The 19,599-nt window shown below is 67.4% G+C and carries 16 protein-coding genes and 2 pseudogenes; 3 read left to right on the forward strand and 15 right to left on the reverse strand.

All coding sequences use genetic code 11. The annotated features are described in order from the left end of the window. Window positions 1–182: 182 nt before the first annotated feature. The 8 genes and pseudogenes from M5C96_RS18930 to M5C96_RS18965 all read right to left on the reverse strand — a co-directional run. Window positions 183–1,034, reverse strand: a pseudogene (locus M5C96_RS18930) (IS5 family transposase); the annotation flags it as partial. After that, window positions 1,031–2,125 carry an IS630 family transposase gene (locus M5C96_RS18935; RefSeq protein WP_272563777.1) on the reverse strand — a complete coding sequence of 365 codons (1,095 nt, stop codon included), beginning with the start codon at window positions 2,123–2,125 and terminating at the stop codon, window positions 1,031–1,033. The pseudogene M5C96_RS18930 and the gene M5C96_RS18935, both read right to left, overlap by 4 nt. Window positions 2,126–2,192: 67 nt before the next feature. Beyond that, window positions 2,193–2,294 (reverse strand): annotated as a pseudogene (locus tag M5C96_RS18940) (IS5/IS1182 family transposase); the annotation flags it as partial. Between the two features lie 4 nt (window positions 2,295–2,298). Beyond that, entirely contained in the window at window positions 2,299–2,619 is a 321-nt protein-coding gene (locus M5C96_RS18945) for a hypothetical protein (protein WP_272564683.1), read from the reverse strand. A 28-nt stretch (window positions 2,620–2,647) separates the two neighbouring features. After that, the gene (locus M5C96_RS18950) at window positions 2,648–3,643 is read right to left on the reverse strand and encodes an adenylate/guanylate cyclase domain-containing protein (protein ID WP_272564684.1); all 996 of its coding nucleotides are present in this window, start codon (window positions 3,641–3,643) and stop codon (window positions 2,648–2,650) included. A gap of 267 nt (window positions 3,644–3,910) precedes the next feature. Next, complete coding sequence (locus M5C96_RS18955) at window positions 3,911–5,827, reverse strand: CocE/NonD family hydrolase (protein ID WP_272569780.1); 1,917 nt, start codon at window positions 5,825–5,827, stop codon at window positions 3,911–3,913. A gap of 21 nt (window positions 5,828–5,848) precedes the next feature. After that, the gene (locus M5C96_RS18960; protein WP_272564685.1) at window positions 5,849–6,880 is read right to left on the reverse strand and encodes a Bug family tripartite tricarboxylate transporter substrate binding protein; all 1,032 of its coding nucleotides are present in this window, start codon (window positions 6,878–6,880) and stop codon (window positions 5,849–5,851) included. Beyond that, a complete protein-coding gene (locus M5C96_RS18965; RefSeq protein ID WP_272564686.1) occupies window positions 6,870–7,883 on the reverse strand; it encodes a porin in 1,014 nt (337 codons plus the stop codon). The genes M5C96_RS18960 and M5C96_RS18965 overlap by 11 nt, the downstream gene beginning before the upstream one ends. A 223-nt stretch (window positions 7,884–8,106) precedes the next feature. Between M5C96_RS18965 and M5C96_RS18970 the strand changes: the two genes are divergently transcribed. Next, entirely contained in the window at window positions 8,107–9,033 is a 927-nt protein-coding gene (locus tag M5C96_RS18970) for a LysR family transcriptional regulator (protein ID WP_272564687.1), read from the forward strand. A 9-nt stretch (window positions 9,034–9,042) separates the two neighbouring features. Here M5C96_RS18970 and urtE read toward each other — a convergent pair whose 3' ends face one another. The 6 genes from urtE to M5C96_RS19000 form a co-directional block, all read right to left on the reverse strand. After that, on the reverse strand, window positions 9,043–9,747 hold the full coding sequence (urtE, locus tag M5C96_RS18975; protein ID WP_272564688.1) for an urea ABC transporter ATP-binding subunit UrtE: 705 nt from the start codon (window positions 9,745–9,747) through the stop codon (window positions 9,043–9,045). 738 nt (window positions 9,748–10,485) lie between these two features. Next, window positions 10,486–11,361 (reverse strand): urea ABC transporter ATP-binding protein UrtD, encoded by an 876-nt coding sequence (urtD, locus tag M5C96_RS18980; RefSeq protein ID WP_272564690.1) that lies wholly within the window; start codon window positions 11,359–11,361, stop codon window positions 10,486–10,488. Continuing rightward, entirely contained in the window at window positions 11,358–12,518 is a 1,161-nt protein-coding gene (urtC, locus tag M5C96_RS18985; protein ID WP_272564692.1) for an urea ABC transporter permease subunit UrtC, read from the reverse strand. The genes urtD and urtC overlap by 4 nt, the downstream gene beginning before the upstream one ends. A gap of 65 nt (window positions 12,519–12,583) precedes the next feature. Continuing rightward, window positions 12,584–14,161 (reverse strand): urea ABC transporter permease subunit UrtB, encoded by a 1,578-nt coding sequence (gene urtB, locus M5C96_RS18990; protein ID WP_272564694.1) that lies wholly within the window; start codon window positions 14,159–14,161, stop codon window positions 12,584–12,586. Between the two features lie 186 nt (window positions 14,162–14,347). Beyond that, complete coding sequence (gene urtA, locus M5C96_RS18995) at window positions 14,348–15,616, reverse strand: urea ABC transporter substrate-binding protein (protein WP_272564695.1); 1,269 nt, start codon at window positions 15,614–15,616, stop codon at window positions 14,348–14,350. Window positions 15,617–15,777: 161 nt separating this feature from the next. Further along, window positions 15,778–16,236, reverse strand: a complete 459-nt coding sequence (locus M5C96_RS19000) for an Lrp/AsnC family transcriptional regulator (protein ID WP_272564697.1) — start codon at window positions 16,234–16,236, stop codon at window positions 15,778–15,780. A gap of 189 nt (window positions 16,237–16,425) precedes the next feature. Here M5C96_RS19000 and M5C96_RS19005 point away from each other — a divergent pair, with 189 nt between their 5' ends. Beyond that, window positions 16,426–17,034: a glutathione S-transferase gene (locus tag M5C96_RS19005; RefSeq protein WP_272564699.1), complete on the forward strand. Its 609-nt coding sequence runs from the start codon at window positions 16,426–16,428 to the stop codon at window positions 17,032–17,034. 286 nt (window positions 17,035–17,320) lie between these two features. Continuing rightward, window positions 17,321–18,673: a dicarboxylate/amino acid:cation symporter gene (locus tag M5C96_RS19010; RefSeq protein ID WP_272564701.1), complete on the forward strand. Its 1,353-nt coding sequence runs from the start codon at window positions 17,321–17,323 to the stop codon at window positions 18,671–18,673. A 105-nt stretch (window positions 18,674–18,778) separates the two neighbouring features. Here M5C96_RS19010 and M5C96_RS19015 read toward each other — a convergent pair whose 3' ends face one another. Continuing rightward, window positions 18,779–19,597 (reverse strand): HDOD domain-containing protein, encoded by an 819-nt coding sequence (locus M5C96_RS19015; RefSeq protein WP_272564703.1) that lies wholly within the window; start codon window positions 19,595–19,597, stop codon window positions 18,779–18,781. Window positions 19,598–19,599: the final 2 nt, after the last annotated feature.

Raw genomic sequence — 19,599 nt, forward strand, 5'->3', positions numbered from 1 at the left:
CAAAGCCAGTTCGGTGATGCCAAAGTTCAAACATTGATCCTCGTCTACGCCAAACAGCCATGACGTCGGGTCATCCGCTTTGGATGATTTTTAAGCCCTCATCGGCAAAATGAGAACTTCCGGAATAGGGCGCTGTTGCACAAATCGAATTGCAGACGGCATGACCCCAACCCCAGACGGACCTATGCCACAGCAGTCACCGACACGGTGTGAGGACGGCCGATCTGACTGAACCGATTGAGCAAGGCCACGCGGACATGCAGCTCCACAACCTGGCGGTCGAACGTGCGCGCGATCACCCGTTCGCCCAGTCGCTTGAAGCAGTGCATCTTCGTCTCCACAAGGCTGCGCCGGTGGTAGCCGCTCCACTTCTTCCAAATGCCGCGACCCAGGCGCTGGCACGCCCGAATGGCCTCATTACGATGCGCCGAGCCCGGACTCGACTTCTTCCAATGGCTGGCGTTCTTGCGGGGCGGGATCACCGCCATCGCGTGCCGCTCGGCAATGGCGTCCAGGCAGGCGCGCGTGTCGTAGGCGCCATCGGCACTGACGCTTTCGATGGATTCGTCAGTGGGAATCTGAGCCAGCAACCCGGGCAACATCGGCGCATCCCCAATGGCGTTGCTGGTCACCTCGATGGCGCGTATTTCCAGCGTCTGCGCGTCGATGCCCAGATGGACCTTGCGCCATTCGCGCCGGTATTCAGCACCATGCTTCTTGCGTTTCCACTCTCCTTCGCCCAGGAACTTGATGCCGGTGCTGTCCACCAGCAACTGCAGCGGCGAGTTGGTTCGCTGGTAGCTCAGTTCGACCTGCAAGGTCTTTTGGCGCCGGCAAACAGTGCTGAAGTCAGGTACCGGCCAGTCCAGCTTTGCCAGCCGCAGCAGGCTCTGCACCATGCCCAGCGCCTGTCGCAAGGGCTGGCCGAACAGGCACTTGATGCTCAGGCAGAACTGGATTGCTGCGTCCGAGAAGGTTCGGCTGCGTCCACGCCTGCCGGTCGGCGTGCCAAACCACTGCATGCCCTCATCTAGTGTCCTGTCCCGTTAATTCGCCCGCATAGTCTGGCGAGTTTTTCGAGGATGGAGTCTGCTGTAGCTGTCCAAGTAAACGGCTGGCAGGACTGGTTGTAATTCGCGATGAATGTGTCGATCTTGTTGATCAGATCCTTCACGCTGGTGAACGAGCCACGGCGGATTGCCCGCGTGGTGATGATCGAGAAGAAGCGCTCGACCTGATTGAGCCAGCTTGAATAGGTCGGAACGAAGTGCATGTGCCAGCGAGGCCGCTCGGCCAACCAAGCGCGCACCTTTGGATGCTTGTGGCTGGCGTAGTTATCAGCTATGCAGTGCACATCCAGTTCGTCGGGCACTGCCTTGTCGATGGCGCGCAGGAAGGCAAGGAACTCTTGATGACGATGCCGGGGCCGGCACTGCGCGATCACTTGGCCATTCATCACGTTCAGGGCCGCGAACAAGGTGGTGGTGCCGTGGCGCACGTAGTCGTGCGTGACACCTTCGACATAGCCAAACCCCATTGGCAGCATCGGCTGCGTACGCTCCAAAGCTTGGCATTGGCTCTTCTCGTCCACGCACAGCACCAGCGCGTTGTCAGGTGGGTTCAGGTACAGCCCCACAACGTCGCGCAGCTTCTCGATGAACAGCGGATCGGTCGACAGCTTGAAGCTGTCGGCCCGGTGCGGCTTGAGGTTGAAGGTCTGCAGATAGCGCGCCACCGTGCTCTTGCTGATGCCCGTATCGGCGGCCAGCGTGCGGGTGCTCCAGTGGGTACCCCCATCAGCAGGCTTGGTGTGCAACGTCTTGGTAATCAACTCAGCAACACGCTCGTCATCTACCGTGCGGGGGCGACCCGGGCGCAACTCGTCGTAAAGCCCTGCAATGCGATGGCGCGCATAGCGCCCGCGCCACTTGGTGACAGTGCTACGACTGATCCCCAGAGCCTGCGCAACCGCGGTGCTGGCTTTATCTGTGCCTTCGCAAGTCAGCACGATGCGCGCCCTGAGCGACAACGCCGCTGGCAGCGAACGTGATCGCGCCATGGACGTCAGTTCCGCGCGCTCCACTTCACTAAGCGCAATTTCTGTTCGGGTCGTTGCATTGGGCATGGCGGCACCTCAAGGATGGCCCGAAACCATGCAGCTATCGTGCCTGCGAATTAACGGGACAGGACACTAGCCACATCGTCAACGAGCCTCGCGCTTTCAGCGCCGCGTTGTACGCCTTCCAGTTCGTCGTGCGGTACTTGCTCCGCTGCCTGTTCTTCGTCTCTGTCACGCAGTCAGTCTACGGGCATCAGCATCGCGATTTGTGCAACAAAGCCTGGAAGACCGCCCAAAGTCAAATCTGACTGCTGAGAATTCGATGAGCCGCTTCCAATTGATTTTTTGGCATCTTTCGGCTCCCAATTCGAGGATGCCAAATTGACTGACGGCCGGTGCTTATTTGCTATGCGAGAGTTGTCCATACGCTCATAACCAAGATAGGTCAAACCATCATGCAGAGCTTGGAAAACCGCATTCGCCTCAATGCGAAATAATGTCCTGCAAAGCGCAGTTTGCTTGGCGGCGCACTGAAGAAAGCTTCGTTTCAAAAAGCCCAAAGGTCAGCCCAAGAAAGCGCGATCTCCCTCAACCCGCCACCATCCCCTGCACGAACCGCCGCACGCGCGCATCGAACTCCGCGCTGGTTGCGGTGAACTCCACCCCCGCCAGCACCTGATCGCCCACCGGCTTGAGAGTGACCACACGGGCGTACACGTCCCGGGCCGGGTAGTGCACCAACGGCAGGTCGAAGGCCAGGCGCAGCTCGCCATGCAGCGGCACGGTGCCGTTCAGCTCCAGCAGCGCGCCGTGGTAGCCCATGTCGCGCAGGATGCAGGGCACGGCATGGGGCATGACCATGCCGTCCTGCACCAGTTGCCAGCTGCACGGCAGGCGCGCCTCCACGCGGTGGCTGCGGCGAAACTCCTGGCGCGGCACCTTGAGCTTGCGGCTGGGCACCGCCACCAGTTCGCGCATGGACAGCGGCTCATCGCGCCCTTTCACGAAGACCTGCATGGGCGGGGCCACCGAGGCCATGCTCCAGCAGCGCTGGTACACGGCCTCGCTGACCAGCACCTGCCCGCGCAGGGCGAAGGTGCGCAGTTGCTGGGCCTCGACCACCACGTCGCCCAAGAGCACGGGCGACTGGCGCACGCCCGGCGCACCGCCGAAGCCCCCCACCAGGGCCGGGCCGCAGGCGATGCCGATGCCCAGGTAGATGGACGGCAGGCGGTCTTGTAGGAAGGCGTCGTTGAGATCGCGCGTGGCCATCTGCAGGGCCAGGGCGCACATGGCGGCGCGGTGCACGTCGTCGTCAGGGCCACCGCTCCTGGCCGGATCGGCGCCCGGCGCATCGGCGGGCGCCCCCAGCCCGAAAACCACCGTCCCGGCATCGCCGGTGAGGTGGTCCACCTCGGCGCCGTAGCGCGCCAGCACGCCGTGCAGGCAGGCCAGGATGCGCTCCACCCAGGCCAGGGACTGGTCGGGCGGCAACTGGGCGGCCAGCTGGGAGAAGTCGCGCAGGCCGATCTTGAGCAGCGTCACCTCGCGCGGCTGCAGGTGCGGGCCGGCGGCGGGGGGCAAGGAAGGGGAAACGGAGGTGTGCGGGTGCGGGAGGGGGGGTGCCGGGGCGTCGCCAGGGGGGAAAGAGGACATGGGAGCGCGGTGCTTTCTCTTCGGGGTGGCCTTTGGGAACTGCGGGCGACGCGCCGGCCTTCTTCGCAGGACGGCGGGAGGGCACCCGGCCGCGCGGCAGGCGCTCGCACGGCAAGCATAGAGGGCCCGCGTTGCCATGGTCAAGGCGGGCGGCCATTCTCCCCTACAGCGCCTTCGCCCCCAGCCGGGCCAGCGTCATCCGCCCGTGCCGCCCCCCGCGGCAGGCGCCCCACCCACGGCCTGCATCGGCAACACCACGCGGGACGCGCGCCCCGGCCCCATGTGCACGGTGTTGAACGCCACCACCCGGGGCCCCGCGCTTCCCTCGGGCGCACCGGTGTTGGGATTGACGTCGAACCGCGGAAAGTTGCTGCTCGAAATGTCGAGCCGGATCCGGTGGCCCCGGCGGAACAGGTTGGACGTGGGCATGGGCTCGATCGTGATCTGCACGGCCTCCCCGGGCACCATCAGTCCGGGGTGCTCCCACGAGTCGCGGTAGCGGCAGCGCAGGATGCCGTCGGTCAGGTTCATCGCATACCCCTCGGGATGGTCTTCGCTCGGCGGGTACTGGTCGATCAGCTTGGCCGTGAAGTCGGTGTCGGGTGCCGTGGACGAAACCCACAGCTCGATCACCACGGGGCCGGTGACCTCCACGTCGCACTCGAGCGGCGGCGTCTGGAACACCAGCACGTCGTCCCGTCCGGCCAGCGGCCCGAACGGCGCCCGCGCGCCGAACACGCCGCCATGCGTGCACTGGTCGTAGGCGCCGGCCACCATCAGGGGCTCCCCGGAGGTGACCGAGCCGCCGATGGTGGGCACGGGGTTCGCGGGGTCGAAGCGGAAGGTCGCCTCATCCGCCCGCTCCGGCACGGCCCGGGTCAGCAGCCCGCCCGGCGCGAGGTACCACGGCGCCAGGGTGGTGCCCGGCAGAGGCCAGTCGGCGGCACGGCGCCAGGCCCCGCCGTGATCGAGCCGGCCTTCGGGCGTGCGCCGCCCCGATCCCCCGCCCATGCGGAAGTAGCGCACGGCATCGGCCTCCCCCTCGGGCAGGGGTTGTCCGCGCAGCCAGTGGTTGAACCAGGCGAGCCGCATCTGCACATAGTCGGGTGCCAGCGTGCCGTCGAGCACCGCGTCGGGCCCGAAGTCCACATCGCCCGCGTACGGCACGCTGCGCTCGCCGTGGGTCCAGGGGCCCAGCACCATGCGCACGTCGCCGTGCGAGCGCTGCGACAGGCCCAGATAGTTGTCGGTGGTGGTCTGGGCGTACGGGTCCCACCAGCCGCACATCAGCAGCACGGCCACGCCCTCGAACGCGGCGTAGTGCCCTGCCGCATACAGCTCGGGCTGGCGCCAGTGGTCGTCGAAGCGGCCGCGCTCCCATTGCCCGAAAAGATAGTCTTCGTACTCGGGCGCCCACTGCAGGGGCGAGTCGCCCCGCGTCCAGGGAAGGCGCTGGAACCATTCGCCGATGTCAGCCTGCTCCAGCGCCTGGCGTGCCGATTCGCTGATGCGGTTGCTGCCGCTGAGGGCATTGCGCAGCGCCCAGACCGCCTGCTTCATCTCGAACGCGCCCCCATGGCGGATGCCGCCGCGGTAGGCGTTGGCGAAGCCGCCGCATTCGAGGAACATCGCCTTGAGCCCCGCCGGCCGCTGGCTGGCCAGCGCGGTCTGGGTATGGGCGGCATACGACAGCCCGTAGGTGCCCACCGCGCCGTTGCACCAGGGCTGCGCCGTGATCCACGCCATGGTGTCGGCGCCGTCGTGGGCCTCGCCCAGGTACTTGGTGAACTGCCCTTCGGAGCCGAAGCGGCCGCGGCAGTCCTGCACCACCACCGCGTAGCCCTCCCGTGCGAACCGCTCGGCCACTTCGCCGCGCCGCATCGGCGTGGGGTCGGCCGCCGTGCGCTCGCGCCGGGTTTCGGCATCCTTGCCGTAGGGCGTGCGCTCCAGCAACACCGGCAGCGGGCCGGCGCCGGGGGCCGGCAGGTACACGTCGGTGGCCAGGCGCACCCCGTCGCGCATGGGGACCCAGCAGGTGTGCCGGGTCACGCCGCTGGCTGCGGCGTTGGCGTTGGCGGCGCTGGTGGCGGCGTCCGCCGACGGAATCGTCATCGTGTTCATGGACGGCTCGCCTCAGTCGAGTTTGAGGTTGCGGTCCTTGACCAGCTTGGCCCAGCGGGCCGTGTCTTCCTGCATGAAGCGCGCCAGCTCCTGCGGCGTGGTGGGTGCCGGCTCGGCCCCCTGCGCCACGAGCAGGGCGGTCACCTCGGCGTCGTTCAGCGCTGCGCCGAGCACCTTGCTGATGTTCTGCACCCGATCCGCCGGCGTGCCCGCGGGGGCGAACAGCGCATACCAGATGTCGTATTCGAAGTTCTTCAAACCGGCCTCGGCCATGGTCGGCACTTCGGGGAAAGCGCGCGACCGCTTGGCGCTGGCCACCGCCAGCGGCACGAGCTTGCCGGCCTTGATCTGCGCCGCCACGCTGGGAACGGCGTTGATGCCCAGCTGCACGTACCCGCCCGCCAGCTCGTTCACCGCCGGGCCACCCCCCTTGTACGGGATCTGCACCATGCGCGTGCCCGTGGCGGCCTGGAACAACTCCATCGACAGGTGCCCCGGGCTGCCGTTGCCGCTGGTGCTGTAGTTGAGCGCACCCGGGTCCTTGCGGGCCAGCGCGATGAGTTCCTGCACCGTGCGGACCTTCAGGCTCGGGTGCGTGGTGAGGATGGGCACGTTGACCACCACCCGCCCCACGGGCACGAAGTCGCGCGACGGGTTGTACGTGAGCTTGCTGGACAGCAGCGGTGCCGTCACCATGCCCGAGCCCGCCCCCATCAGCAGGGTGTGGCCGTCGGGCGGTGCCGATGCGACCGCCTGGAAGCCGGCCGCCCCGGGCCGGTTGTCGATGATGACCGGCTGGCGCCACTGCTCCGACATCTTGCGCGCCACCACCCGCATGGCCGTGTCGGCCGCGGCCCCCGCCGGGAACGGAATCACGATGCGCACCGGTTTGTCGGGAAACTCGGCGGCCGGCGCCGCTTGGGTGCCGCCTCCCCACAGCGCCAGGCCCGCCAGCCCGGCCGCCAGCAACGGCCGGACCCGGCTCCCGGCAACGGGGCGCGAAAAGAAGGCCCGCAGGGCCGCACAGCTTGCCTTAGAAATCATGTCGCACTCCTGCGCCCACGGCGCGCACCGCCACATTGCTGCGGCTCGAATCGATTCCGTCGCGGTCGATGAACGCCTGCAACTCCGTGCGCTTGGACAGCGCATACGTATACGCCACCTGCTGGCGCTTGCGAAGGCCCCGCACGGAGGCCTGCACGTCCCGCTGCATCACGTTGACCACCAGCGCGTGCGGGCCGGCGGAGAACCGGCTGCCCACCAGCCAGTAGTCCACATCGGTGCGCGCGGTGGCCGAGGCCTTCGCATACGCATCGCGGCCCAGCAGCACATAGGGCTCGATGGCACCGAAGTCGTAGCGCACCCCCACCTGCCACTTGCTCGAAAACTCGTTGGCCAGCAGGCCGCCCGGGCGCGTGTCCCGGCCGTAGCCGATGCCCGCCGACCAGGGCCCGGCCGCGTAGTTCAGCCCCAGGTCGAGCGACTTGGCGCCGTTTTCCTGATCCGGCGTCCGGGTGTCGCCGCGCAGGTAATAGCGGGCCCGCACGTTGACGCCGCCCCACGTGGGGCTCTGGTAGCCCACCGCGTTCGAGGTGCGGTTGCGTGCGTTGAGAATGGACGTGCCGACGGCCGTGGCCCCGGCGTCGTTGGCGGCGAACGAGGTGATGCGCGTGACCTGCGAATACAGGGGCGACCCGGTCGGATTGGCGGAATCCAGCCGGCCCAGCGCCACCGTTCCCAGGCCGCCGCGCAAAGCCACATAGCTGTTGCGGTAGGCGGGCGTGGTGGCGGCTCCGGTGTCCGCGTCCAGCCCCATCTCCACACCGAACAGGGCGGCCATGCCGTCGCCCAGGTCCTCCTTGCCCCGAAAGCCCAGGCGCGATGCGTTGTCGCGCTCTTCCGTCACCGAGCCCGCATTGCCGGTCTTGACGTGGTTGACGGTCAAGCGCACCTGCCCGTACGCCTGCAGGTCCTGCGCCCAAGCGGGCGATGCGGCCGATAAGAACAGGCCGCAGGCAGCCAGCGCGAAGGGAAATGGGGGCCTCATAAAGTCTTGCTCCTTGGGGTGGCGTCGTGCCGGTGTTGGCGGATGACGCTGCCGATTCTGTGGAGCGGGGTCCTTCGCCACAACGCTATGACAAAGGCGGATGACCCTATGCAGCCGGTCGCATGTTTGCGCCGCGCCGCGACCAGTGCAAAGATGCGGGACGGCCCCGCGCGCCCGTTGGCTGGCGCGCGCATCCCGGGGGCCGGCGCACCGTTCCATGCCCATGAACTTCAAGCAACTCGAAGCCTTCCACGCCATCATGCTCAGCGGCTCCACCACCGGCGCGGCCGAGCGCCTGGGCCTGTCGCAGCCCGCCATCAGCCGGCTGCTGGCCCAGCTGGAGGAGGACCTGGCCCTGCGCCTGTTCGTGCGCGAGAAAGGCCGCCTGAGCCCCACCGCCGAAGCCCACGCGCTGCTGCACGACGCCCAGGGCCTGATGGATTCGGCCCAGTGCTTTCGCCGCCATGCCGAGCAGTTGCGCCTGGGCGGCTTCAAGCGCCGGCTGCTCAAGGTGGCGGTGCCCAGCACCCTGGCGACCACGCTCATGCCCGTGCTGGCCCGGCGCTTCATGCAGGCCCATCCCGATGTGGTGCTGGAAGTGCTGTCGGGCTCGTACAACGACGCGGAGCGCGCACTGCTCAGCCGCGACGCGGACATCGGGCTGGTGCGGCTGCCCATGGAAATGCCCGGGCTCGCCACCCGTGCCCGCCTCGACTCCGAGGCCGTGTGCATCATGCCCAAGGGCCACCCGCTGGAACGCCTGAAAGAGGTCGGCGCCACCGACCTGATCGACGCCAGCCTGATCTTGCTGGGCCGGCAGCGGCAGATCCGCCACGACATCGACATGGCGTTTCGCCAGCGGCGGGTGCAGCCGCGCGTGGCCCTGGAGGTGCACTCCATCAGCGAGGCCTGCGCCCACGTCGCCCAGGGGCTGGGCGTTTCCATCGTGAACGCCCTGCTGGCGCAGCACTGCCCGCACGCTGCGATCGCCTCGCGCCCGTTCCGCCCCCGCATCGCCTACCAGCTGGGCATCGCCACGGTGGCCCAGGCGGCGGCATCGCCCCTGCACGACACGTTCACGCAGCTCCTGATGGAGGGGCTGGTTTCGCCCCCGGGGGATGCCGGGGCGGCCACGGCCCAGCAGGCCTAGGGCGCGGGTTCAGATCGCCACGAGGTGGCGGATGCCCTTCGCCTGCATCTCGCTGCCCGGGCCCCGGGCGATGACTTCGCCGCGCTCCATCACGAGGTATTCGTCGGCCAGTTCCTCGGCGAAGTCGTAGTACTGCTCGCACAGCAGGATGGACACCGGATGCCCGTCCAGCCCGTGGTCGGCCAGCTGGCGGATGACCCGGCCGATGTCCTTGATGATGCTGGGCTGGATGCCTTCGGTGGGCTCGTCCAGGATCAGCAGGCGCGGGCTGGGCGCCAGCGCCCGCGCGATGGCGAGCTGCTGCTGCTGCCCGCCCGACAGGTCCCCACCGCGGCGGCCGAGCATCTGCTTGAGCACCGGAAAGAGTTCGTACAGATGGGGCGGCACGGGGGTGGAGCCACTCTTGTAGGCCAGCCCCATGCGCAGGTTTTCCTCGACGGTGAGGCGGCCGAAGATCTCGCGGCCCTGGGGGACGAAGCCGATGCCGGCGCGGGCGCGGTCGTAGGGGGTTTTGGCCTGAATGGGGTGGCCTTCCCAGGTGATGGTGCCGCTTTGGATGGGGACGAGGCCCATGAGGCTCTTGAGCAGGGTGGTTTTGCCGACGCCGTTGCGGCCGAGGAGGACGGTGACTTTGCCGGGGGGGGCGGTGAGGCTCACGTCGCGCAGGATGTGGGAGCCGCCGTAGTACTGGTGGAGGTTTTGGACGGTGAGCATGGGTTTTTGATGTCTTTTGGGCTTGATGCCCTAGTGTTCATTGGTCTGGCTGCTATTGTTTTTATAGTAGCTTGCTGGTTTGGGTTTCGGGGCCGGGTCTCGGCCCGGCGGCCGAGGTACTTTTCTTTGCTTCGCCAAAGAAACGTACCCAAAAGAAAGGCGACCCTACTGTCCGTGTCCCCTGCGCTTCGCTCCGGGGCAACCTGCGGTGCTCGCGGCTGGCGGGGTCCGCGCAAACTCGCTCCACTGCGTTGCGCTCAAACAGCGCGCGGCCCTTTTTCCGCCAGCCGCTGCGCTCCTCGGCACGGCCAGAAGGGAACCCGACAGCCGAACTGCCCACACGGGCTATTGCTTCGCTCGGCCTCCGGTGCGCGAGCGCGTTGCGCCGCGCACGCTTGGCCGAGCGCAGCGATGGCCCGTCTGGCGGGTTCCCTTCTGGATGCGCCGAGGAGCGCAGGGCGCGGGGTGGGCAGGTGTGCCGTAGGACACACCTGCTTCGTGAACTGACTCGCCGTGGTTGTCCGAGCGCAGCGCGCAGCGCGAAGCGAGTTCCACGGCGCACCCCGCGCACGAGCACCGCAGGTTGCCCGGAGCGAAGCGCAGGGACGCAGCCAGCAGGGTCGCCTTTTCTTTGCTTACTTTCTTTTGGCGAGGCAAAAGAAAGTGAGTGCGCCGCCGGGCGCAACTCCCGGCCCCGGAACGTAACTAAACAGCAAACGCAAAAAACAACCCAACCCATCACCGCCCCAGATAAACCTCAATCACCCTCTCATCCCCCTGCACCTGATCCAGCGTCCCCTCCGCCAACACCGCCCCCTCGCACAACACCGTCACCTTCTCCGAAATCGTCCGGATGAACGACATGTCATGCTCCACCACCATCAGCGAATGCCGCCCCTTCAAGGTCAGGAACAGCTCCGCCGTCCGCGCCGTCTCCTCGTCCGTCATCCCCGCCACCGGCTCGTCCAGCAGAAGCAGCTTCGGGTCCTGCATCAGCAGCATCCCGATCTCCAGCCACTGCTTTTGCCCATGGCTCAGATTGCCCGCCATGCGCGCCACGCTGCCGGCCAGGTGGATGGTGTGCAGCACCTCGGCCAGCCGGTCCGACTGCGCGGAATCCAGGCGAAAGAACAGGCTCGAGGCCACGCCCTTGTGCGTCTTCAAGGCCAGCTCCAGGTTCTCGAACACGGTGAGCTGTTCGAACACCGTGGGCTTCTGGAACTTGCGGCCGATCCCTAAGCCGGCGATCTCCGGCTCGTTGTGACGCAGCAGGTCGATCGTGCTGCCGAAGAACACGGTGCCGCGGTCCGGGCGGGTCTTGCCGGTGATGATGTCCATCATCGTGGTCTTGCCCGCGCCGTTGGGGCCGATCACGCAGCGCAGCTCGCCGGGCGCGATGTCCAGGTTCAGGCCGTTGATGGCCTTGAAGCCGTCGAAGCTCACGTGCACGTCTTCCAGGTACAGGATGCGGCCGTGGGCCACGTCCACCTCGCCGGGCACGGCCACGCGCGAGAAGCCGGCCGCGCGGCCCCCGGACTCGGTCTGCCCCGTGCGTGCCGCTGGGGCGTCGCCCGCGATGCGGCGCGCGCCTTCTTCCATCAGATCGGGGGTCATTGCGCGCCCTCCTTTGGCTTGGCGCTGCCGCGCAGGGGCTGGCGCGCGTCGTCATCCGCCTTGCGCGGGCGCCGCAGCAGGCCCACGATGCCGTTGGGCAGGAACAGGGTGACGGCGATGAACAGCGCCCCCAGGAAGTACAGCCAGAACTCCGGTGCAGTCACGGTGAGCCAGCTCTTGGCGCCGTTCACCAGGAAGGCGCCCACGATGGGGCCGATGAGCGTGGCGCGCCCGCCCACGGCCGCCCACACGGCGATCTCGATGGAGTTGGCGGCGCTCATCTCGCCCGGGTTGATGATGCCGACCTGCGGCACGTAGAGCGCGCCGGCCACACCGCACATCATGGCGCTGATGGTCCAGATGGTGAGCTTGTAGGGCAGCGGCGAGTAGCCCGAGAACATGACGCGCGTCTCCGCATCGCGCACCGCCTGCAGCACGCGGCCGAATTTGCTGCGCACCAGCCAGCGCCCGAGCAGGAACGAGCCCAGCAGCGCCAGCCCCGTGAGCACGAACAGCAGCATGCGCATGTTCTGCGTGGCGATCGGCTGCCCCAGGATGCGCTTGAAATCGGTGAAGCCGTTGTTGCCGCCGAAGCCTGTCTCATTGCGAAAGAAGAGCAGCATGGCGGCATACGTCATGGCCTGCGTGATGATCGAAAAATACACGCCCTTGATGCGCGAGCGGAAGGCGAAGTACCCGAACACGAAGGCGACCAGCCCCGGCACGGCCACGACGAGGACCAAGGTGGCGGCGAAGCTGTCCGACAGCGCCCAGTGCCAGGGCAGCTCCTTCCAGTCCAGGAACACCATGAAGTCCGGCAGGTCGCTCTGGTAGTTGCCGTCGCGGCCGATCTGGCGCATGAGGTACATGCCCATCACGTAGCCGCCCAGGGCGAAGAACAGGCCGTGGCCCAGGCTCAGGATGCCGGTGTAGCCCCAGATGAGGTCCATGGCCAGCGCGCAGATGGCGTAGCACATGATCTTGCCCAGCAGCGCCACCGCGTAGTCGGACAGGTGCAGCGGGCTCCCGGCGGGCAGCCACAGGTTGAGCACGGGCGCCACCGCGCACACGGCGATGAGCGCGACGATGAAGGCCGACCAGCCGGACCGCGTGAGCAGCGGCGCTGGCGCAGGAAGGGAGATGTCTCGATGGGGCATGGGCTTCTTCTAGGCAGGCAGAGGCAGGTGGCGCGGCGGGCGGTGATGACGACGGCGACAGGCGGTCATGCCTCCCTCCCCTTCATCGCGAAGATGCCCTGCGGCCGCTTCTGGATGAACACGATGATGAAGACCAGCACCGCGATCTTGGCCAGCACGGCGCCCGTCCAGCCTTCGAGGAACTTGTTGAGCACGCCCAGGCCCAGCGCCGCGTACACGGTGCCCGCCAGTTGGCCCACGCCGCCTAGCACCACGACCATGAACGAATCGACGATGTAGCCCTGCCCCAGGTCGGGCCCCACGTTGCCGACCTGGCTTAACGCGCAGCCGGCCAGGCCCGCGATGCCGGAGCCGAGCGCGAAGGCATAGGTGTCCACGCGGGCGGTGTTGACGCCCATGCACGAGGCGATGGGCCGGTTCTGCGTGACGCCGCGCACGAACAGGCCCAGCCGCGTGCGGCCGATGAGGTAGGCCACGCCGCCCAGCACGGCGAACGCGAAGGCCACGATGATCACGCGGTTCCAGGGCAGCTGCAGGTTGTCCATGAGCTGCACGCCGCCGCTCATCCACGCGGGGTTTTCCACGCCCACGTTCTGCGCGCCGAACACGGTGCGCACGAGTTGCTGCAGCATCAGGCTGATGCCCCAGGTGGCCAGCAGCGTCTCCAGCGGCCGGCCGTAGAGAAAGCGGATCACGCTGCGCTCCAGCGCCGCGCCCATGAGGGCGGAGGCGCAGAACGCGGCCGGCACGGCGGCCACCAGGTACCAGTCGAAGGCGCCGGGCAGGTATTTTTGGAACAGGCCCTGCATCACGTAGGTGGCGTAGGCGCCGATCATCATCAGCTCGCCGTGCGCCATGTTGATGACGCCCATCAGCCCGTAGGTGATGGCCAGCCCCAGCGCCACCAGCAGCAGGATGGACCCCAGGCTCACGCCCGAGAACAGCGCGGCGAGCTTCTCGCCCCACTGCAGCCGGCCTTCCACCGAGGCCAGCGCGGACTGGATCGCGGCCTTCACCTTGGGATCGGCCTCCTGGCGCAGTTGCTCCAGCAGCACGGTGCGCGTGGCGGGGTTGCCGCTGCCGGCCAGGTACTGCGCGGCCTCCAGGCGGTGGGCCGCGTCGCTGTCGGCCAGCAGCATGCGCGCGCGGATGGCTTCGAGCCGCCCGCGCAGGCCGGCGTCCTTCTCGGCGGCGAGGGCCTTTTCGATCAGGGGCAGGCGCGCGGCGTCGGTCTCTTCCTTGAGCGACTCGATGGCGGCGCGGCGCTGGGCCGCGTCGGGCGACAGCAGTTGCAGCGAGGCCAGCGCAGCGTCGAACTCGCCGCGCATGCGGTTGTTGTTGACGATGTCCTCCGCATCGTCGGGCACCGGCACCTCGGCACCGGTGGCGGGGTCCAGCCCCTTGCCGTCCTTGATGGTGATGGCACGGTCGCCCGCGATCTTGACCGCATCGTCGGCCATCGCGCGGATGAAGGCCAGCGTCGCATCGTCGGGCGTGGCGATGGCCTGCTGCAGCGCGGCGATGCGCTCGTCGGTCTCGCCCGCCGCCATGGCACGCGCGGCCTGCGGCGTGAGCGCGTGCGCCTGCACGGCCGCACACAGCAGCAGGCAGGCGATCAGGCGGTGAAAGAAGGTGAGAAACATGGTGAGGGGAAGGTCGTCACGAACAAGAAAGGACTGCACCACGGCTTTGACTTCGCCACGCCGCCGGCACCAGCGCGGCCCGAAACCAGCAGACGCCGTGGAACCGGCTCTGCCGGGCCGCTGGCGTCGTCCCCCCTCCCGCGCAGCGAGAGAGGGGGTGAAGGCGCGCAGCGCCTCAGGGGGGTGTCACTTCGACTTTCCGTCGGGTTCGTCCTTCTTCTTGTCGTTGCCTTCGATGTACGGGCTCCAGGGCTTGGCCTTGACCGGGCCGGGCGTCTTCCACACCACGTTGAACTGGCCGTCGGCCTTGATCTCGCCGATGAACACGCTCTTGTGCAGGTGGTGGTTCTTCTCGTCCATCTTGCTCACGATGCCGCTGGGCGCCTGGAAGGTCTGGCCGGCCATGGCGGCGATGACCTTGTCCACATCGGTGCTCTTGGCCTTCTCCACCGCCTGCTTCCACATGTGGATGCCGATGTAGGTCGCCTCCATCGGGTCGTTGGTGAGCGGCTTGTCCATGTGGCCGGGGATCTTCTTGGCCTTGGCGTAGTCGCTCCACTGCTTGATGAAGGCGGTGTTGGTGGGGTTCTTGATGGACATGAAGTAGTTCCATGCCGCCAGGTGGCCCACGAGCGGCTTGGTGTCCACGCCGCGCAGTTCTTCCTCACCCACCGAGAAGGCCACCACCGGCACGTCCTTGGCCTTGAGGCCCGCGTTGCCCAGCTCCTTGTAGAAGGGCACGTTGGAGTCGCCGTTGATGGTGGAGACCACCGCCGTCTTGCCGCCCTGGCTGAACTTCTTGATGTCGGCCACGATGGTCTGGTAGTCGGCATGGCCGAAGGGCGTGTACTTTTCGTCGATGTCGCTGTCCTTCACGCCCTTGGACTTCAGGTAGGCGCGCAGGATCTTGTTGGTGGTGCGGGGGTACACGTAGTCGGTGCCCAGCAGCACCCAGCGCTTGGCGCCGCCGCCGTCCTTGCTCATCAGGTAGTCCACCGCGGGAATGGCCTGCTGGTTGGGCGCGGCGCCGGTGTAGAACACGTTCTTGGACAGCTCTTCGCCTTCGTACTGCACGGGGTAGAACAGCAGGCCGTTCATTTCCTCGACCACGGGCAGCACGGACTTGCGGCTCACCGAGGTCCAGCAGCCGAAGATGACCGAGACCTTGTCCTGCCCCAGCAGCTGCTTGGTCTTCTCGGCGAACAGGGGCCAGTTGGAGGCCGGGTCCACCACCACGGGTTCGAGCTTCTTGCCGAGCACGCCGCCCTTGGCGTTGATCTCGTCGATGGCCATGAGCACGGTGTCTTTCAGCACGGTCTCCGAAATGGCCATGGTGCCCGACAGGCTGTGCAGCACGCCCACCTTGATGGTGTCGGCGGCATGGGCCGGCAGCGCCGACAGGCCGGCCAGCGTGGCGATGGCCGCGAGGGCCTTGAGAGAGTAACGACGTTGCATGGTGCAGCTCCGATGAATGGGGTTCAAACCGCTCGCCCGGCCCCCCGGATGGGGGCTGTGTTCGGTCGATGGAATGGATTCTGGAGACTGCCCCCCGGGCCGCAAATACGCCAAGTGGCGTACACGGCCCCGATGCCGCGGGGCCGGCCCGACTGGCCCGCTCAGCGCCGCGGGGACCGCAGGGCGTGCACCGTGGTGGTCTTGCGCACGGGGCTCGACAGCACCAGCGACGTGGTCACCGCGCCGTGCTGGGCCAGTGCATCGACCACGGACTGCAGGTCTTCGGGCTCTGCGATGGCGCAGCGCACGATGAAGCAATCCTCGCCCGTCACGCGATCGGCCTCGAGGACCTCGGGCATGGACTCGAAGAGCTTCACATAGGGCGCGATGCCGGTATGTTCGGTCTGCACGCGGATGATGGCCTGCAGCCGCACGCCGATGGCGCGCAGATTGACCCGCGCCCCATAGCCCTCGATCACGCCCGCGTCCTCCAGCTTACGCACCCGCTCGCTCATGGCAGGCTGGGACAGGCCGATGCGCTTGCCCAGCGCGGCCAGGCTCTGGCGGGCATCGGTCTGCAGGGCTTCCAGGATCAGCCAGTCTTTCTTGTCGAGGGTCATGCCAGCGCTCCGGGGGTTGCGGGTTCGGGAAGGGATGTTCCGATCATCCATCGGTTTGGAGGCGGCATTTCCGATGCCCCTCCCTTCGCCGGCAGGGGCCGCGCGCCTATCGTGCAAGGCCGTGCCACCGGCGTCCTCGCGGACCGCGCCCTGGCTTTCTTTGGCCCCTTTTCTCAAGGAACCCTTCCCATGCAGTTGGTTGGAATGCTGGACTCCCCCTATGTGCGCCGTGTCGCTGTGTCGCTGCGGCTGCTGGAACTGCCCTTCGAGCACCTGCCCCTCTCGGTGTTCAGCACCTTCGAGGCCTTCGGCCGCATCAACCCGGTGGTGAAGGCCCCGACGCTGGTGGCCGACGACGGCACGGTGCTGATGGATTCGGGGCTGATCCTGCAGTGGGCAGGCACCCTGTCGCGCCACCGCCTTCAGCCGCTCGACGGGTCCGCGCTGCTGCGCGATCTGCGCCTCACCGGCCTGGCGCTGGCCGCCTGCGAGAAGGCCGTGCAGCGGGTGTACGAACAGAACCTGCGTCCTGCGGACAAGCAGCATGCCCCCTGGATCGACCGCGTGAGCGGCCAGTTGCTGGCGGCCTGCGGGCAGCTCGAAGCCGAACTGGCCCAGGCCCCCCTGCCGGCGCCCGAGCAGGCCATCACCGATGCCGGCGTCACCATCGCCGTGGCGTGGGACTTCATGCAGAGCATGGTCGCCGATACCGTCCTGGCCGCCGACCACCCCGCCCTGGCCGCCTATGCGGAACAGGCGGAGCGGCTGCCGGCGTTTCTCGCCTGTCCGGCCCGTTGAGGGCTGCGCGCCGGCGCACGTTCCACCGGCCGCGAAGTCTGTCACCTGGCTGACATATCGGCGATCCGGCGACCCGCCCGCGCGGCCTGCATGCACCGGATCGCCGCCCCAAAACCGGCGCATTCCACCGCGGTGGCAGGGTGCGCGCAGCCTCCCGCCACCCCGGCGCGCGCTGCATGTACGTATTTCCCACCATGTGGATTTCCACAATCGCGCAGGCCATGGCACAGGCATACATTCACGCACCTCCAAAATGAGCGCTGCTGGCGACGGTACGCGCAGACCTATGCAAGAGACACGCACGCTCCCCCCCAAGAGACCCCTTTACCGCTCGCTATACATCCAGGTGCTCTTCGCCGTCGTCGTCGGCGTGCTGCTGGGGCACTTCTACCCCGCACTGGGCGAGCAGATGAAGCCGCTGGGCGACGGCTTCATCAAGCTGATCAAGATGATCATCGCGCCCATCATCTTCTGCACGGTGGTGATCGGCATCGCGGGCATGGAAGACATGAAAAAGGTCGGCCGCACCGGCGGCCTGGCCCTGCTGTATTTCGAGATCGTGAGCACGGTCGCGCTGATCATCGGCCTGATCGTGGTCAACGTGCTGCAGCCCGGCGCCGGCATGAACGTGGATGCCTCCACCATCGACACCAAGTCGATCGCCGCCTACACCGCGCCCGGCAAGATGGGCACCACCACCGACTTCCTGATGAACATCATCCCCACCACGGTGGTCGATGCGTTCGCCAAGGGCGAGATCCTGCAGGTGCTGCTGATCGCCGTGATGTTCGGCTTCGCCCTGCACCGCTTCGGCGGCCGCGGCACGCTGGTGTTCGACTTCATCGAGAAGACCTCGCACGTGCTGTTCACCATCGTCGGCTACATCATGAAGGTGGCGCCCATCGGTGCCTTCGGTGCGATGTCGTTCACCATCGGCAAGTACGGCGTGGGCTCGCTGCTGTCGCTGGGCAAGCTGATGGGCTCGTTCTACCTGACCTGCCTGCTGTTCATCTTCATCGTGCTGGGCGCCATTGCGCGCTTCCACGGCTTCTCGATCTGGAAGTTCATCAAGTACATCAAGGAAGAGCTGCTGATCGTGCTGGGCACGTCCTCCAGCGAATCCGTGCTGCCGCGCATGATGGAAAAGATGGAGAACCTGGGCGCCAAGAAGACCACCGTGGGCCTGGTGATTCCCACCGGCTACTCGTTCAACCTGGACGGCACCTCCATCTACCTGACCATGGCCGCCGTGTTCATCGCGCAGGCCACCAACACGCCACTGGACATCACGCACCAGATCACGCTGCTGCTGGTGCTGCTGCTCACCTCCAAGGGCGCGGCCGGGATCACGGGCAGCGGCTTCATCGTGCTGGCGGCCTCGCTGTCGGCGGTGGGCCACGTGCCGGTGGCGGGCCTGGCGCTCATCCTGGGCATCGACCGCTTCATGTCCGAGGCGCGCGCGCTCACCAACCTGGTGGGCAACGGCGTGGCCACCATCGTGGTCGCCAAGTGGACCGGCGACCTCGACGAGAACAAGCTCAAGCAGCGCCTGAACGACCCGAACTGGGTGGACGCGCAGGAGCCCGAGGTGCTGCTGGACGCGAAGACCGAACGCATGGACACGAGCGGCCACCGCTGAGGCGGCAGGCTCCATGGGGCCTTGCGCCCCACCCCGTCAGGCCGGCTTTCGCCGGCCTTTTCATTGCCGTCTGCGTAGACGCCGCTGATGGGCGGATGGATCCGTTTACAGCGCCGACGTGTCGGTGAACACGGTCGGGTCCGGCAGGTGGTCGGCGAGCCAGCCGGGATCGAGCTGCAGCGCCTGCAGCAGTTCGTCCGGCAACGCGCCGATCGTCTCCGCCACGCTCGCCTTGGGGCCGACGGCGATCTCCGCCAGCAGCGTGGCCACGTGCACGATGGCGCCCAGGCGGCAGAACGATGGGCTGGCCAGCGGGTCGGAGGCCGTCTCCAGCGCACGCACCACCTCGTCGGGGAATTTCCACTGCCGCGCCAGTTCGGCCGTGATCTGCCCTTCGGTGAAGCCCAGCAGGCTCTGCTCGCGCTGCCAGCGTCCGCCGGGCAGGTGCGGCAGGCGTTCGATCTCCACGATCTCGCTCGGCGCCTTCTGGGCGATGATCAGCTCGCCCAGCCGCACCATGAAGCCCGTGAGCCACGATTGCTGCACGTCGGTGCCCAGCGCCCGTGCCAGCCACTGCGCGTAGCCGGCGCAGGCCATGCTTTCCTTCCAGAACTCCTGCCGGTCCACGCCCGGCGCGTCGGCGAACGAGCCCGTCATGCACGCCGCCAGGGCCAGCGTGCGCACCTGGTTGAGCCCCACCATGTTGATGGCGTCGTCGAGCGAGGAGACCTGGCGCGGCAGCCCGAACCGCGCGCTGTTGGCCATGCGGACCAGCTTGGCGGTGAGCGAAGGGTCCTTGGAGATGGCGGCACGCACCTTCTCGAAGGGGATGTCGTCGTCGTGCAGGGTCTGGATCAGGCTGCGGGCCACCTCGGGCATGGTGGGCAGCTTGACCTCCTGGAGGAAAGCGGCGAGTGCGGGCATGC

Origin of the sequence: Acidovorax sp. GBBC 1281, assembly GCF_028473645.1 — a bacterium.
Lineage (GTDB): Bacteria > Pseudomonadota > Gammaproteobacteria > Burkholderiales > Burkholderiaceae_C > Paracidovorax.